Below are 16,683 nucleotides of genomic sequence, written 5' to 3'. Positions count from 1 at the left end.
TCTCAAATGCAGGCAGGGTGACGGCTTGCCTCTCAAAAAGAGTACAGACAAGGGCCATGATAGATGGCGCACAGGCTTTGTGCTTTTCAACGGTAGTCCAGACTTTCGGCCAACTTGATAAACGCCAGGGTCGCTGGTGATGACTGGCGCTGGTGGAGTACTGCCAGGCCGACCTGACGTTTGACCAGCGGTGAAAGCGGCTTTTTCACGTAGCGCGGGTGTTCCGCGTTCGGCAGCGAAAGTTCGACCGCCAGTGAAAAGATCTCGAGTTGGGTGAGGGTCATGAGTATTTACTCATTTCACGATGATCAGACATTACGCAAAGAATACGTCATCCGACTTCCTTCGTTGCCGGCCGGTTTCTCGCTGACTCACTCAGCGCTGGGGCAGGGGTGGTCATTGTCAGTCGCAATCAGCCAGTGTTTGATGGCGGCGACGCGAACAGCTGGCCGCTGAGTGGGGCAATGTACCTGGGAGGCGGGGGCGATTCTGCTGGGGATCTACCTGTGCAACAAACCCCTTGCACCGGCGTCAAAAAGGGGGATTTTATAGAGAAGGCGGACAAACATGGTTACGCTGTGTAGAATCCGGTTACGCATATAAGAATAACGTCTTCTGGCAGCAGAAGCCTCGCCCGCAAGAGCCTTGGGTCGACAATGAAGATATTCGGGTTCCAATTGATCTACGGTGATTTTCTCGCCCGCAGTGTGCGGGGTATCTCCTGCGCGCCACCCGCCGGCCTCGGCAGTGCTTGTAACTAACGATCCGTTAATACTAGAAAGCATGATGAGGCGCCAACCATGGCAGATTTATACGAAAACCCAATGGGCCTGATGGGCTTTGAGTTCATCGAATTCGCATCACCGACCCCGAACACCCTTGAGCCGATCTTCGAGATCATGGGCTTCACCAAGGTCGCGACCCACCGCTCCAAAGACGTGCACCTGTATCGGCAGGGCCAGATCAACCTGATCCTCAATAACGAACCCCACAGCGTCGCCTCGTACTTCGCGGCTGAACACGGCCCGTCGGTGTGCGGCATGGCATTTCGGGTCAAGGATTCGCAAAAAGCCTACAAGCGTGCCCTGGAACTTGGCGCGCAGCCGATCCACATCGAAACCGGCCCGATGGAACTGCACCTTCCGGCGATCAAAGGCATCGGCGGCGCGCCGTTGTACCTGATCGATCGTTTTGGCGAAGGCAGCTCGATCTACGACATCGATTTCGTGTTCATCGAAGGCGTTGACCGCAACCCGGTCGGGGCCGGCCTGAAGATCATCGACCACCTGACCCACAACGTGTACCGCGGCCGTATGGCTTATTGGGCGAACTTCTACGAGAAGCTGTTCAACTTCCGCGAGATCCGTTACTTCGACATCAAGGGCGAATACACCGGCCTGACCTCCAAGGCCATGACCGCCCCGGATGGCATGATCCGCATCCCGCTGAACGAAGAATCGTCCAAGGGCGCCGGGCAGATCGAAGAGTTCCTGATGCAGTTCAACGGCGAGGGTATCCAGCACGTTGCCTTCCTCTCGGATGACCTGATCAAGACCTGGGATCACCTGAAAAAAATCGGCATGCGCTTCATGACCGCGCCGCCAGACACCTACTACGAGATGCTCGAGGGCCGTTTGCCGAACCACGGCGAGCCGGTCAACGAACTGCAAGCGCGGGGGATTCTGCTGGACGGTTCTTCCGAGGCGGGCGACAAGCGTCTGCTGCTGCAAATCTTCTCGGAAACCCTGATGGGCCCGGTGTTCTTCGAATTCATCCAGCGTAAAGGCGACGATGGTTTCGGCGAAGGCAACTTCAAGGCACTGTTCGAATCCATCGAACGCGACCAGGTTCGCCGTGGTGTGCTCTCGACTGAGTAATCTGCATCAGATGTGAAAAAGCCCGGTCGGCATTGCTGCTGACCGGGCTTTTTTTGCTTTTATGGCCGGCGATGCCGCATCAAATGCTTGAAGCCCTCAAACACCAGTACCAGCACCGCCAGCCAGATCGGAATGTAGGTCAGCCATTCTCCCGCCTTGATACTTTCTCCCAGCAGCAACGCAACCCCTAGCAACAGCACCGGTTCGACGTAGCTCAGCAGTCCGAACAGGCTGAACGGCAGCAAGCGGCTGGCGATGATGTACACCACCAGCGCCGAAGCGCTGATCACCCCGAGCAGCGGGATCAGCAGCGACAACCACGGGTGTTGATCGAATACTGCAAAGCCTTGTTCACCGCTGTGCACGAACCTGTACGCCACCGGCAGCATCAGCGCCATGTCCAGCCACAAGCCACCGAGGTTGTCCGACGCCAAGCGTCGGCGCAGCACGAAGTAGGTCGGGTAACCGATGGCCACCAACAAGGTCGCCCAGGAAAAACTGCCCACCTGATACAACTCGTTGAGCACGCCGAGGGTGGCGAAAAACGCGGCGACCTTTTGCAGGTACGAGAGCTGTTCGCCATAGGCGATGCGCCCGGTCAGCACCATGGTCAGTGGCAACAGGAAGTAGCCCAGCGAAACGTCAAGGCTGTGGCCGTTCAGCGGCGCCCACATGAACAACCAGAGTTGCACGCCGAGCAATGCCGAGGAAACCAGCAGGCCACCGAACAATGCCGGTTTTCTGCCCACCCGACGGAGGATCTCGACCACGCGCCGCCATTCGCCGGAAACCACCATGAACACGGTCATGCACGGCACGGTCAGCAGCATTCGCCAGCCGAAGATTTCCACGCCGCTCAGGGGCGACAGTAACGAGGTGTAGAAATACATGACGGCGAACAGCACCGAGGCTGACACCGATAGAGCAATACCTTTAGACAAACTGTCCTCGCGAGACATTGAGTGAGTGTGAAGCGGGTGCAAAGGATACGTGGTATTGGAGCCGATTGTTGTCCGACTGATCAACACAGGCCAATTGTGAGAGCAAGCTCGCTCTCACAATTGGCCTGTGTGTTCGGTTAGTTGGAGCGTGGTTTACGCCCAGAGACGAAATGGCTCACATCATTGAACCCCGGCGTCGACGAGTGCCCCGGCGTCACCAGTGAGTCAATGAAGGCTTCGTCTTCAGCCGTGATCTTCACCGCCAGGGCCTTGGTGTAGGCATCCCATTGGGCTTCGGTGCGCGGACCGACGATGGCCGAGCTGACGGCAGAATTGTTCAGCACCCAGGCGATCGCGAACTCGACGATACCGACGCCGCGCGCCTGGGTGTACGCTTGAATCTGCTGGGCAATGCGCAGCGACTCGACCCGCCATTCGGTTTCCAGAATGCGCTTGTCCTGACGACCGGCGCGGCTGTTGGCGTCCGGGGTGACGTCTGGCGCGTACTTGCCGCTCAACACGCCACGGGCCAATGGGCTGTAAGGCACCACGCCGAGGCCGTAGGCGTTGGCGGCGGTGATTTGTTCGGTTTCGGCCTGGCGATTGACGATGTTGTACAGCGGCTGGCTGATCACCGGTTTGTCGACGCCGAGTTTCTCGGCGACGCGGATCACCTCGCTGATACGCCAGCCACGGTAGTTGGACAGGCCCCAGTAACGGATCTTGCCTTGGCGAATCAGGTCGCCGATGGCCGACACCGTGACCTCCAGCGGCGTGTTGTGGTCTTCGCGGTGCAGGTAATAGATGTCCAGGTAATCGGTGCCCAGGCGGGACAGACTGGCATCGATGCCATTGAACAGGTGCTTGCGGCTCAGCCCGCTGCGATTCGGCACACCGTCCACCGGGCCAAAACCGACCTTGGAGGCCACCACCCATTCGTGACGGTGACCGGCAATCGCTTCGCCGACGATTTCCTCGGAGCGGCCGCCGGTGTATACGTCTGCCGTGTCGATGAAGTTGACGCCCTGATCCCAGGCCTTCTCGATGATCCGCAGCGAATCTTCGGTGCTGGTCTGTTCGCCGAACATCATGGTGCCGAGGGTCAACGTAGACACTTGCAGGCCGGAGTGGCCCAGTGTGCGGTAGGTCATGTGCGAAATCCTTTTACCGGTGGGAAAGGCTCAATCAAATACCAGAACAATCGCACGGGGCAAACGGAATTATCCGGCCAATGCTGAAATCAGTGTGGGAGCGAGCTTGCTCGCGATGGCGGCTTCACATACAACATTGATGTTGGCTGGAAGACCGCTATCGCGAGCAAGCTCGCTCTCACAGGGATTGGCGGTGATCAAACGCGCAACGTGCGCGTCATACGCAGCGCCAACAGGCTGCCACCGACAATCACCCCCGCCAGCAGGTACAACGCCGCATCGGTCGAGCCGGTGCTGTCCTTGACCCAACCGACCAGGTACGGGCTGAGGAAACCGGTCATCTGCCCCATGGAGTTGATCAATGCCAGGCCACCGGCAGCGGCGCCGGCGCTGAGCATGGAGGTCGGCACCGGCCGGAATATCGGCAGACCGGTGAGGGCGCCCATGGTGGCGATGGTCAGGCCAAGAATCGCAATGGCCGGGTTGGCAGCGGCGCTCTGTGACATGGCGGGACTCTCTTTATTATGATTTTTTGCGAGGCAAGGGTAACGTTGGTCGCTTGGAGAGTCTCGGTCACCCCTGAGCCGATGTCTTTGTGCCTGGGCACAGGGTTTACGCCAACAGCCTGTGCGGGTGAGCAATCAATCGCCGCACGTTCTCAAGGATTACGCCGCATGTTCGAACTCGATCACGACCTGGCGCAGGATATTGTCGACCGGGCGATGGCCATCCTGCCGTACAACGTCAATGTCATGGACAGCCAAGGGCTGATCCTCGGCAGTGGCGAGCCGGAGCGGATCAACACCCGGCACGAAGGTGCGCAACTGGTGCTGGCGAATGGGCGCGTGGTGGAAATTGATGCGCAGACCGCCGTGCACCTCAAAGGCGTGCAGCCGGGGATCAATTTGCCGTTGCTGCTCGATCAGCGTTTGATCGGCGTGTTGGGCATCACCGGCGAGCCCGAGCAACTGCGTACCTATGCGGAGTTGGTGCGCATGACTGCCGAGATGCTGGTTGGCCAGCGCAACCAGCAGGCCGAGCAGCAATGGCGTCGCCAGCGTTGCGATGACCTGTTGGCGTTGCTGCTCAGCGAGGCCGGGGATTCGCCACGGCTGATCGACGAAGCTCAGCAAATGGGCCTCAAGCCGCAGCTGTCGCGTACCCCTTATTTGTTTGAATTGGGCTTGGAACATGGCGCCGGGCAGACCGCCGAGGCCTTGAGTGCCTGGCTGATCTCGCGTTATCCCGACAGTTGGTGCGTGAGTTCCGCCAAGTCGTCGTTGCTATGGTGCCGGCCGACTACGCAAGCAGTGGACAACGAACGCTTGCTGGAAAAACTCGAAGGCCTGGGTTGGAACATTCTGCGCATCGCCGTGGGTGGCCAGGCCGACGGTTTGCAAGGCTTGCGCCGCTGCTATCGACGGGTCGGCGACTTGCTGGCCTACGGGCGCGATGTGCTGCCGAAAAGCCGTTTGCTGATGCTGAACCGCTATCGATTGCCGGTCATGCTCTGGCGTCATCGTAACGACGATGCACTGGACGAGTTACTCACGCCACTGCGCAAAGTCATCGCCAAGGACAGTAACGGTCAACTGTTGGCGACATTGCGCAGTTGGTGCGAACACGACGGCCAAAGCCAGGCCTGTGCCGATGCGTTGGGCATTCACCGCAACAGCCTGCGCTACCGCATGGAACGCATTGCCGAACTCAGCGGCGTTGATCCGCTGCGCCTCGATGGCATGCTCGCGCTGTACCTGGGCGTGCAACTGCTACCGCAAACCGAATAGCCCCCCAAAAAACCGTAGCAGCTGCCGAGCCCGCGAGGCTGCTGCTACGTCGGGCGCGCAGGTGTTTGTGAGAATGAACAATAAACCCCTGTTGCACTTGTGCAACGGACCGGCGTTATTGTTCATAGCAACTGGCAGCATGGGCTCCATTGGAACTGGAGAATTCACATGAAAATCGTCATCGCCCCCGATTCGTTCAAGGACAGTCTGAGTGCCGAAGCAGTGGCTAACGCCATTGCGCTCGGCTTGGCCGAGGTCTGGCCGGATGCGACGCTGGTCAAGTGCCCGATGGCTGACGGCGGGGAGGGGACGGTCGAGTCGATTCTTGCTGCCTGCGAAGGTGAGCTGCGCAGCGCCACCGTACAGGGGCCACTCGGCACCCAGGTCGACGCGCATTGGGGCTGGCTGCCCCACAATCACACCGCGATCATCGAAATGGCCGAAGCCAGCGGTTTGCAGTTGGTGCCGGTGGGCCAGCGCGATGCGTGCATCAGCAGCACCTTCGGCACGGGCGAACTGATCCGCGCGGCACTCGATGCGGGGGCGCAGCGGATCATCCTGGCCATCGGCGGCAGCGCCACCAACGATGCGGGTGCCGGTGCGTTGCAAGCGCTGGGTGTGCGATTGCTCGATGCCCAGGGGCAAATATTGAAACCGGGTGGCCTGGCGTTGGCGCAACTGGCGCAGATCGATCTGAGTGAAATGGACCCGCGTCTGGCCAGCGTGCGCTTCGAAATCGCCGCCGACGTCAACAATCCGTTGTGCGGCCCCCACGGTGCCTCAGCCATCTTCGGCCCGCAGAAAGGCGCCTCGGTCGAACAGGTTCAACAGCTGGATCAGGCCCTTGGGCATTTTGCCGGGCTCTGCGCCCACGCTCTGGGAAAAGACCTGCGTGACGAACCGGGCAGTGGCGCCGCGGGCGGTATGGGGTTTGCGGCCAAGGCGTTTCTGGGCGCGCAATTTCGTGCTGGCGTGGAAGTGATTGCCGATCTGGTCGGCCTGGAAGAGGCGGTACGTGATGCGGATCTGGTGATCACCGGCGAGGGCCGCTTCGACGCCCAGACCTTGCGCGGCAAAACCCCGTTTGGCGTGGCGCGTATCGCCCGGCAGCAGGGTGTGCCGGTGATCGTGATTGCCGGCACCCTCGGCGAGGGCTACCAGCAGATGTACGAACATGGCGTGAACGCGGCATTCGCTCTCGCGTCCGGGCCGATGACCCTGGAACAAGCCTGCGCCGACGCTCCGCGCCTGCTGCATGATCGCGCGCGGGACATCGGCCGTGTCTGGCGCATGGCGGCACGCAAGGGCTGATCAGAAATATATTTCGCTCAACCCTCCATAAAACCTAAAGCCCTGCCGATACAGGGTATAGGCGCACACACCCCTCAAATAAAAGTCGCCTACCTGCATGCGAGGAGCGACTTCCTGCCTGCCAGCGTTCACGGCAAGGATGCGCGAAGAATTCACTACTCCGTCCGAGAGTCATCCTATGTCCCTACGTAATATGAATATCGCACCTCGAGCATTCCTCGGATTTGCTTTCATTGCGTTGCTGGTGATCGTGCTCGGTGTCTTTGCCGTGAACCGCATGACGATCATTCGTCAGGCCTCCATCGACATGCAAACCAACCAGCTACCCAGCGTCGCTTTCCTTGGGACCATCACGGAAAACGTTCTGCGTATGCGCATTCTCTCGTTCCGCGTGCTGGTAAACCGCGACGCCGCCGGACTGCAAGACGCTGAAACTCGCATCAACGTACTCACTGACAAGGCCAGACAAGCTCAAAAGAGCTATGCAGCCTTGCCTGCCGATGGTGAGGAAGCGGCGCTTTCTAAAACCTTTGCCGCCACCCTGGACAGTTATCTGCAAGCCCAAAGCCAGATGATGGAGCTGTCGCGGCAGAACAAACTCGATGACCTGCGCAACCTGATCAATACGCGTATCAAGGACGGTACCGATCTGATGGGTGAGCAGTTGAACAAGCTGATCGCCATCAACAAGGCAGGTGCAACCCAGGCCGACGCTGTCGCAGGCGACCAATATTCTTTCGCCACCAACGGCATCATTGCGGTGTCGGTGTTTGCCGCATTGGTGACGGTGTTGCTGGCCTGGCTGCTGACCCGCAGCATCGTCACACCACTGAACCGCGCAGTCGCCGCTGCCGAGTCCATTGCTGGCGGTAACCTCACCAAACCTATCGTAATCGACGGCAACGACGAACCGGCGCGTCTGCTCGGGGCCTTGTCGACCATGCAAGCCAACCTGCGCAAAACCATCGAGCAAATCGCCGGTTCCGCGAATCAGCTGGGCGCTGCCGCAGAAGAACTCAGCGCCGTGACCTCGGAAGCGTCGCGCGGTCTGCAACAGCAAAACAACGAAATTGAACAGGCCGCGACCGCCGTCAATGAAATGACCGCCGCCGTGGAAGAGGTTGCACGCAACGCGGTGTCCACCTCCGAAGCGTCGAATCAATCAACCCAGGCCGCCCGTGAAGGTCGCGACCGCGTGGTGGAAACCGTCAACGCCATTCAGACCATGACCCATGACGTACAAAACACCTCGCTGATGATTGAAGGCCTGGCCACTCAGGGCCGCGATATCGGCAAGGTGCTGGACGTGATCCGGGCGATTGCCGAGCAGACCAACCTGCTGGCGCTTAACGCCGCCATCGAAGCGGCGCGTGCCGGTGAAGCCGGGCGCGGTTTTGCGGTGGTGGCAGACGAGGTCCGCGCCTTGGCGCATCGCACCGCGCAATCGACCCAGGAAATCGAAAAAATGGTCGCCGGGATTCAAAACGGCACCGGCGAAGCGGTCGACTCCATGCAGCAAAGCAACCAGCGCACGCACACTACGTTGGAGTTGGCCCGTGCAGCCGGCGTGGCGCTGGAGCAAATCACCCAGTCGATCCACCAGATCAACGAGCGCAACCTGGTGATCGCCAGCGCCTCGGAAGAACAGGCGCAGGTGTCGCGTGAAGTGGACCGCAACCTGGTGAACATCCGCGACCTGGCCACGCAATCGGCCGCCGGTGCCAACCAGACCAGCGCCGCCAGCCATGAGCTGTCGCGCCTGGCAGTTGATTTGAATGCGATGGTGGCGCGTTTCGTGATTTGAGATAGGGTTGAATGTGGAGTTCGCGCGACAGGAGAAGTACATGCGCTATTCAGCCTTGACCCAACGAATCGCTGGTGACGGAGCCGATGCCTGGCAGATTCACTACCGAGCGCTGGAGTTGCGCGAGCAGGGCGTCGATGTGCTGCTGCTGTCGGTCGGCGACCCGGATTTCGATACGCCGAAGCCGATCGTCCAGGCAGCCATCGACAGCTTGCTGGCTGGTGATACGCACTATTCGGAGGTGCGCGGCACCCGCTCGCTGCGCACCAGTATCGCCCGTCGTCACACCCGGCGCAGCGGTCAGGTGGTGGATGCCGATCATGTGCTGGTGCTGCCGGGCGCGCAGTGTGCGGTGTACTCGGTGGTGCAATGCCTGCTCGACCCGGGTGACGAAGTGCTGGTCGCCGAACCCATGTACGTGACTTACGAAGGTGTGTTCGGCGCCTGTGGGGCGAAGGTAGTGCCGATACCGGTACGGCCGGAGAACGGTTTTCGTGTTGACCCGGCGGACGTCGTTGCACGGATCACCCCCAAGACCCGGGCAATTTTGCTCAACAGTCCGAACAATCCTTCCGGGGCCAGCCTGTCGCTATCGATCTGGCAGGCCCTGGCGCGTTTGTGCATCCAGCATGACCTGTGGCTGATCAGCGATGAGGTCTACAGCGAACTGCTGTATGAAGGCCTGCACATCAGTCCGGCCAGCCTGCCGGGGATGGCCGAACGCACGGCGACCGTGAACAGCCTGTCGAAATCCCACGCCATGAGTGGCTGGCGAGTCGGTTGGGTGATCGGCCCGAAACCCTTGACTGAACACCTGGAAAACCTTTCGCTGTGCATGCTCTTTGGCATTCCCGACTTCGTGCAGAACGCAGCGCGTGTGGCACTGGAGGCTGATTTGCCGGAGCTTGTACTGATGCGCAACGAGTACCGTGCGCGGCGCGATCTGGTGTGTGCGCACTTGGGCGATTGCCCGGGCATCAACCCGGTGATCCCCGATGGCGGCATGTTCGTGATGGTCGATGTGCGCCAGACGGGAGTCGGTGCGCAGGCGTTCGCGGAAAAATTGCTGGAAGGTTACGCCGTGTCGGTGCTGGCCGGCGAAGCGTTCGGGCCCAGCGCGGCGGGGCATATCCGTATGGGTCTGGTACTGGACCAACAGCGGCTGGCCGAAGCCTGCCGCCGAATCGTGCGCTGTGCAGCAGAGCTGCTGAAGGCCCACCGTTAACAAATAAATCAAAAGATCGCAGTGCTGTCAGCGCCTGATGGCCTGCGTTGACCCGCGAACCACCAAGCGCGCCGCAAAATCCACGGTTCGCGCCGGCCCGTCATCGCCACGCAAGTGCTTGAGCAAACACTCGGCTCACGCCAATGTCCGCCGTTGGCTGGGCGAGAGCGGTAATACCGCTGCCCACCAGCGGGTACCAGCCCAGGTTGTCCAGGGCAATCAAACCGGTGTCTTCAAACAAACTGCAGCCCTGCTTGCGCCAAGCGTGGGTGCTCGCCAGTACGGCAATACCGTTGGCGCAAAACAGCGCGACCGCGCCAGGCGTAAGTGAACGTCAAGCTCATCGGAGAAGGAAATTGTGGGAAAAGTCGCATTAAACCGACAGACGGTCGTAAGACCTGTCAGATCTGACAGTAGCCGGTGTCGGGGATAGGGCGTTTAATTTTGAACAACGCTTGGTGAGTGACGACTCCAGAAGTCTTGCGAACGTAGTCATCCGCTTCGGTATTGCGCGGGCAATGAAATAGCGGGGGGGAAGAGTAACGTGTTCTTGGGCATGAATCGGCTTGAGCACAAAAATGGCTAATCAGTCTAATCAGTGATGGAGTACACGAAATGACGGCTAAACAAGATCTGGGCCTGCTGCGCCCTGGTAAACGGGAACTGGCGGAAAAATCCCGAGACGAACTTCGTTTTTTAAGATTGGATGATCCCGGTGTTTTTGCAGGTAAGACGACTATGGACGGTCTGCTTAACGGAAACCATGTGCCGAAAGCATTGCTCGATCTAACGGATATCACCATAAAGTTGGAGTCATATGACTCTGCTAACCCCCATGATGATGACTCGTATCAAATTCGCTTGCGTAATCCGGATACGGGTATCGCGACGACTGTCGGCAGTGGCGATCTCGGGCCAATTGCTGATCGTAAGTGGCCATTAGTGCTTACATTTCCTTCCAGTGAGTTATTGGACAATAAAATCGCTGAACCATCAACTGCGTGGGACGTGGGTGTAAGGGTTATAAATGGTGATACCGAAAATCCAACCGTTCCACAGTATTTGACGATTCGAGTCGACAGATTTGCACCCTACCAAAACAAGCAAACGGGTGATAAGAGTAATCCTGCAAGGGTTTCTTTTGTAAACCCGGCGCCCGGTAGTGATCTGGACAGCGAATGGTTGCTTGGAAATGATCACATCGAGATAGATGTTCCGACAACTTATGGGTTCTATAACCTCACTGACCAAGTAATAATTTATTTCGCCGATACCTATTCACAAACAGCGCCTCCGACAGCAGCGATTAAAGTGCCGTTGCTGTCGCACGGTCGGGTGCGAATTCCGGTAAAGGACATTCCAGAGGCATTGACTAATGGCACGTGGTATGCCTACTGCGCTATAGAAGACTACTCGGGGAATATCAGTCTGGTCTCTCTAGAACGTTCGATTACCGTGAGAATCCAGCCCGATGCCGTGCTGAGGCCCCCCAGGATCCCAAGCGCAATCAAGCCGGATGCCCTTGACCTGAAAGACCTTCAATCACACGTTTATGCCGAGGTTGATCGCCCGGTCAATGGCTTGGGTAACGATAAAGTCAGGCTTTATGTCGCCCTTAACACCCCCACGGCTACACCCATCCTGGTGGGTGAGAAGTTTCTGTCCAACCTGCGAGTAATACAGTTCGAACTGTTTTACGATCAACACCTCAAAACCTTGTTTGGTGCTTCTGATATCGACGTGGATGCGAAGGTGTACTACGAGTTCGTGCGCGGTATCGCTCCGCCACGTAAATCCCCTGAGCAAGATTTTTTGATTGATTTCAGCTATGCAGGGCCGGATACGGGTGACCTTCCGGATTTGACTAACAAAAACATGGTCAAGGTGACGGTTATCGGTAACTCCGGAGTAGCCAACGTAATTTCAGCAGAAGATCTCAAAGGGCCGATCTGGATCAGCACCCCGATGAAGGAAGCAGCTGACACCTGGACACCAGAAGGGAATGAAGAGTGCTTTCTGGTTTACGAAGGGAACAGATTCGGACCTATCGCTTTGCTGGGGGGCGAAACTGAAATCAAGCGGCAGATTCCCGCTAACATTATGGAAAAAGTCGGCCCTGGGTTTCACAACAACAACTACTGGGAAATTCAGTATGTCGACGGCCGGAACACCATGTCGTCGCAATTGCAGACGGTTGAAGTTGAAAAAACACGTATCACGTTCGAGGAACCCACATTCCCTCTCAATTCCAAAGGTGATGTCAATTGCCTGAGCCTGGAGGGTGATGAAGGAACGACCAATCTTTGGCTACCTGTGACGGTTGATATTATTAAGGCTTATATGCCGCCAACTACGATAATCACTGTGCACTCCTACTGTGCGAAAGATCTGCTTGGGCTAGAACCTATAGCAGGCACTGAGTTTTCGGAACCGTATGAGATTCAGGGGGCCGAACCGGACGACAAGTTTGTGATCAATGTCAAGCCGTATTTGACCAAAATCAAACCTGCTCAACCGACGCAAGACTCCGGGCAGGAGCCAGGAAGTATTAACGTGTGGTACGAAGTGCCCGTGGCGGGCGAGGTGATAGATTCTACTGTGAACCGGAAGAAAGTAACGCTGCTCTCTGACGATAAATACTGTGAAGGGTAGCGCGACCGTCGCAGTTGATTGATTCAATGCTTCTGAGGGCGGATAAAGCCGCCCTTTTTTTCAAGAGTGAAAAGACGAATTCCATAGAGGAAGAAGAATATTCCTACATACGATTGGCGATTGTATCCGTAGTCTGCCGGCTCTTCTTGGGTGGGCTCTTCCACCGAATCATTCAATCGTAAGGTTTGAAAAATACACTAGGTAGATATCTCATGATATTGCAGAAGTATCGGTTCCATTTGAAACCCATTGTCATTGCATTGGGCGCGCCTTCATTGGCCATGATTTCACTCGTGGCCGTCGATGCCGACGCACGGGATCTGGTGGAGGAGAACTGGACTGTTATTCCGTCAGAGGGTGCGCAAGCGTGGTCCCTGTCACGTAACTCGGTACTGAACGTCAATGGCTCCGAGGCGCTTGACATTAACGCCTTGCAATCGACGGTCAATGTCAACGGGGGGACTACTCGGCAAATTTCCGCTGAGAACGGCTCCCACGTAAATCTCGACAACGCCACAGTAAACGGCAATGGTGGTCGGGGCGCAGTGGAACTGGTCAACAGCACCGCGACCATTACCGATAGCACGATCTCCAGCATTAATACGGGCTTGCAAGTTGCCCACGATCAGGGCACCTCTACAGGCTCTACTGCCACCGTCACAGGGAGCCGCGTTACCGGGCAGACGCTCGGCGCGCGGGTCACCGCCTTCAGTACGCTCACGCTTTCGAACTCAACGGTTGAAGGGACCGGCGCTACGAGCACTGGACTGACTCTCTTTAGCGGCACCGCTTCAGCCAGCAACGGTTCTCACATCATCGGTGGCCAGAACGGTGTAATGGTCAAGGTTGAAGTGCCTGGCACAGGCAGCCAACTGGTGCTGGACAACTCGAGTGTGGAAGGCAAGACCGGCGCAGCAATCGTTGTAGACAATGCCGGAACGGGCGACACCACCACTGATATTCATGTCCTCAACGGCTCGACCCTCACGGGTGGCAATGGCACGATTCTGGACGTGCTCGGGGCGGCGTCGGTCAACATGAGCGTTGGTCATAGCGCACTGAACGGTAATGTTCAGGTGGCCGGCAACAGCACCGCCAACCTGAACTTCAACCACGCCTCGCTCACCGGTGACGTGATCGCCGAGTCAGGCAGCACGGCGAATGTTCGGTTACAACAAGGTTCTCTGTTGACCGGGCGCATGGAGAACGTCGCCGCCGTTGGCATCGATCATCAATCCGAATGGAACCTCACCGGCAACAGCCAGGTCGGTCACCTGGACATGCTGGACGGTGGCACCGTCCGGTTCGGTGCCGAGGATGCCTACTATCAACTGGATGTGAAGGACTTGTCGGGCACGGGCCTGTTTGTCATGGGCGTCAACTTCAACACGCACCAGAGCGATGTGTTGAACGTCACCGGCATCGCCAGCGGTAACCATCAACTGCTGGTCACCAGCAGCGGTGTCGATCCGGCCAGTGGCCAGCCGATCACCGTGGTGCACACGCAAGGTGGCGATGCCCGGTTTTCGCTGGCCAATGCCGATGGCGCGGTCGATCTGGGTACGTATTCCTACGGGTTGAGTCAGGATGCGGCCGGCAAAGACTGGTTCCTCGATCCGACCAAGCGTACGGTCAGCCCTTCCACTCAGGTCGTCAGCGCCTTGTTTGGCGCGCCGCTCACCGTGTTGTACGGCGAAGACGCTTCGTTGCGTACGCGCATTGGGGAAGTGCGTTTCAATACCCGGAAGTCGGGCCCCTGGAGCCGCGTGTACGGCAACAAGTACAACGTCGGCGGGGCGTTCGGCGATGGCTATCGGCAAACCCAGCAGGGCTTTGCGCTGGGTGTCGATGCACCTTTGGGCGACGGTCAATGGTTGCTGGGGGTAATGGCCGGCTACAGCCAGTCGGACCTCAGTCTGAGCCACGGTTCTTCCGGGACCGTCGACAGCTACTACCTGGGCAGCTACCTGACCTGGATGGATGATGCGAGCGGTTACTACGTCGATGGCACCGTCAAGCTCAACCGCTTCGAGAACAAGGCGGATGTTGCGATGAGTGATGGTACGAAGTCCAAGGGCGATTACGGTAATACCGGGGTGAGCGGCTCCGTAGAGTTCGGCCGCAACATCAAACTCAACGACGGCTATTTCGTCGAGCCCTTCACTCGCTGGTCGACCGGCTTCATTCAGGGCCAGGATTATGAGCTGGACAACGGTATGCAAGCCAAGGGCGACCGGACCTGGTCATTCGTGGGCAAGGCCGGGGTGACCGCAGGTCGTAATTTGCAGTTGGACAACGGTGGCACGCTGCAACCTTATGTCCGCGCGGCGCTGGCCCACGAGTTTTCCAAAGGCGATGAGTTCAAGGTCAACGACAATGCGTTCAGCCATGACCTCTCCGGGTCGCGCTTTGAAGTGGCAACGGGGGTTGCGATGAAGCTGACGGACCGCTGGAGTGCCCACGCCGAGGTCGAGTATATGAATGGCAGTAACATCGAAATGCCGATTGGCGGGACGGTAGGTGTTCAATTCAAGTGGTAATGGGTGAATAATTTTTTATCGCTGCCCCATCGTAAAAGCCCTGTTTCTATATGAAGCAGGGCTTTTTTGTTTATCGGTTTGTGCTGGTTAACAGGGTATCGAATTTACCATCCGCCACAGTGGAGACAGTCTTGACCTCTTTCTTTTCGATCTTCGCGTTAAAGTCGCCTGAGAAGTGGCTGCCTGCAACATCGAGTTGAAAATCTATATTGCCTGATTCTGCCAGCTGACTGGTCAGATCTTGTGGATCTGTGTAATCAACGAGCTCAATGGTGACGAAACCTTGTTTGTCCTCGCCAACCGGATGACTCCCGTTAGAGAGTGTCTGGGAAAACACGATCAAAAACACCCGCAGGCGTTTTTCATCGCTATCCTTTTCAGTGGCTTCTACTACCCAGGTTCTACCCCGATTCGGGCTTATGCTGCTGCGCAGACCTGTCACGCTGGCCTTGAATGGCTTGGCATCCTCCAACGTGACGTCGAAGTAGTCTTGTGTGCTGGTTTTTTTTGCGGCTACGTTCATGGTTGCTTTCTCCCTGGCAATTAACAAAGAATCCACAAATAGGTAACCATCGCTAACTTATGGATTAACGCATCAGAGCTCAGTAGAGTCATTCTGTAAACTGTCAGATGTACCAGTTTACAATTGGCGTTTTATAGGGTTGGTTAGTGGGAGGTTTTATAGGTGTGGAGTGTTATTTCAAAAACATATAACTGCTAGTTGAAAGGCATTACATCAACTGAACAACCCGGCGGCGATATTGATCGAAAAGCCAAGGATAGCGGTGTTGAACAAAAAACCGATCAGCGACTGGGCAAGCACGATCTTGCGCAAGCCACGGGTGGCGACCCCGACATCGGAAGTCTGCACCGCCACGCCGATGGTGAAGGAAAAGTACAGGAAGTCCCAATAGTTGGGGGTCAGCAGGCCTTCGGCAAAACGCAGCGCCGGCTCCTTGCCATCCCAGGTGTAGAACAGCCGGGCGTAATGCACGCTGAAGATCACCCCGACCAACAACCACGAACCGATCACCGTCATCCCGGTGAAGCCGTAATGCAATAGCCGTCGGCTGGTCTCCAGGTCCTTGCTGCCGGCCAGTTCCAGGGTGATGGTGGCGAGGCTGGCAATCGCCGCGATACAGACGATGAGCAGTACCATGCCGGCGTTTTCATCTTCGACTTCGGCGATGCGTTTTACATCATCGGCCCGTGAGCGGATGGTGAGCCAGAGCATCAGTACCAGATAGGTCCAGACGCCGGCATTCCAGCCAATAAGGATTTTGCTGATGATCGAACTGGCCGGAGCCAGAAGGCTGACCGCTACCCCCAGCAGGGCGGCGGCGGTCAGGCGAGGGTGGGTGCGCAGGAGGTGTGGCATGGTCACTCGACAGGACA

The 16,683-nt window shown here is 57.7% G+C and carries 11 protein-coding genes and 4 pseudogenes; 8 read left to right on the top strand and 7 right to left on the bottom strand.

Going from position 1 to position 16,683, the window contains the following annotated elements; all coding sequences use genetic code 11:
* Positions 1-86: 86 nt before the first annotated feature.
* A pseudogene (locus tag FPT12_RS23390) lies at positions 87-218 on the bottom strand (LysR family transcriptional regulator); the annotation flags it as partial.
* A gap of 582 nt (positions 219-800) precedes the next feature.
* Between FPT12_RS23390 and hppD the strand changes: the two are divergent.
* A complete protein-coding gene (hppD, locus tag FPT12_RS23380; RefSeq protein WP_145020645.1) occupies positions 801-1,877 on the top strand; it encodes a 4-hydroxyphenylpyruvate dioxygenase in 1,077 nt (358 codons plus the stop codon).
* Between the two features lie 59 nt (positions 1,878-1,936).
* On the opposite strand, the gene rarD is transcribed toward hppD, so the two are convergent.
* From rarD to FPT12_RS23360, 3 genes and pseudogenes are all read right to left on the bottom strand, one after another.
* Positions 1,937-2,818, bottom strand: coding sequence for an EamA family transporter RarD (gene rarD, locus FPT12_RS23375; protein ID WP_145020641.1), 882 nt, complete (start codon positions 2,816-2,818; stop codon positions 1,937-1,939).
* A 137-nt stretch (positions 2,819-2,955) separates the two neighbouring features.
* Positions 2,956-3,969, bottom strand: coding sequence for an aldo/keto reductase (locus FPT12_RS23370; RefSeq protein WP_145020639.1), 1,014 nt, complete (start codon positions 3,967-3,969; stop codon positions 2,956-2,958).
* A gap of 197 nt (positions 3,970-4,166) precedes the next feature.
* Positions 4,167-4,460 (bottom strand): annotated as a pseudogene (locus FPT12_RS23360) (MFS transporter); the annotation flags it as partial.
* 183 nt (positions 4,461-4,643) lie between these two features.
* Here FPT12_RS23360 and FPT12_RS23355 point away from each other — a divergent pair.
* From FPT12_RS23355 to FPT12_RS23340, 5 genes and pseudogenes are all read left to right on the top strand, one after another.
* Positions 4,644-5,756: a sugar diacid recognition domain-containing protein gene (locus FPT12_RS23355; protein WP_145020637.1), complete on the top strand. Its 1,113-nt coding sequence runs from the start codon at positions 4,644-4,646 to the stop codon at positions 5,754-5,756.
* Between the two features lie 168 nt (positions 5,757-5,924).
* Positions 5,925-7,067, top strand: coding sequence for a glycerate kinase (locus FPT12_RS23350; RefSeq protein WP_145020634.1), 1,143 nt, complete (start codon positions 5,925-5,927; stop codon positions 7,065-7,067).
* Between the two features lie 97 nt (positions 7,068-7,164).
* Positions 7,165-8,013 (top strand): annotated as a pseudogene (locus FPT12_RS28455) (MCP four helix bundle domain-containing protein); the annotation flags it as partial.
* Complete coding sequence (locus tag FPT12_RS28450) at positions 8,008-8,871, top strand: methyl-accepting chemotaxis protein (RefSeq protein WP_371922606.1); 864 nt, start codon at positions 8,008-8,010, stop codon at positions 8,869-8,871. The pseudogene FPT12_RS28455 and the gene FPT12_RS28450, both read left to right, overlap by 6 nt.
* A gap of 40 nt (positions 8,872-8,911) precedes the next feature.
* Positions 8,912-10,096, top strand: coding sequence for a pyridoxal phosphate-dependent aminotransferase (locus FPT12_RS23340; RefSeq protein WP_145020628.1), 1,185 nt, complete (start codon positions 8,912-8,914; stop codon positions 10,094-10,096).
* A gap of 27 nt (positions 10,097-10,123) precedes the next feature.
* Here the strand turns inward: FPT12_RS23340 and FPT12_RS23335 are convergent.
* Positions 10,124-10,418: pseudogene (locus FPT12_RS23335) on the bottom strand (transcriptional regulator); the annotation flags it as partial.
* Between the two features lie 293 nt (positions 10,419-10,711).
* Here FPT12_RS23335 and FPT12_RS23330 point away from each other — a divergent pair.
* Together FPT12_RS23330 and FPT12_RS23325 are read left to right on the top strand one after the other, a co-directional pair.
* Positions 10,712-12,748 (top strand): hypothetical protein, encoded by a 2,037-nt coding sequence (locus FPT12_RS23330; protein ID WP_145020625.1) that lies wholly within the window; start codon positions 10,712-10,714, stop codon positions 12,746-12,748.
* 212 nt (positions 12,749-12,960) lie between these two features.
* Positions 12,961-15,288, top strand: a complete 2,328-nt coding sequence (locus FPT12_RS23325; protein WP_145020622.1) for an autotransporter outer membrane beta-barrel domain-containing protein — start codon at positions 12,961-12,963, stop codon at positions 15,286-15,288.
* Positions 15,289-15,358: 70 nt separating this feature from the next.
* Here the strand turns inward: FPT12_RS23325 and FPT12_RS23320 are convergent, their stop codons facing one another.
* Together FPT12_RS23320 and FPT12_RS23315 are read right to left on the bottom strand one after the other, a co-directional pair.
* On the bottom strand, positions 15,359-15,811 hold the full coding sequence (locus FPT12_RS23320; protein ID WP_145020618.1) for a hypothetical protein: 453 nt from the start codon (positions 15,809-15,811) through the stop codon (positions 15,359-15,361).
* Between the two features lie 213 nt (positions 15,812-16,024).
* Positions 16,025-16,666 carry a DUF1345 domain-containing protein gene (locus FPT12_RS23315; RefSeq protein ID WP_145020615.1) on the bottom strand — a complete coding sequence of 214 codons (642 nt, stop codon included), beginning with the start codon at positions 16,664-16,666 and terminating at the stop codon, positions 16,025-16,027.
* Between the last annotated feature and the right edge of the window lie 17 nt (positions 16,667-16,683).

It is taken from the genome of Pseudomonas sp. H3(2019) (assembly GCF_007713465.1).
GTDB lineage: Bacteria > Pseudomonadota > Gammaproteobacteria > Pseudomonadales > Pseudomonadaceae > Aquipseudomonas.
Note: the sequence above shows the minus strand (reverse complement) of the source record. Positions and strands in the feature narration are given on the sequence as shown.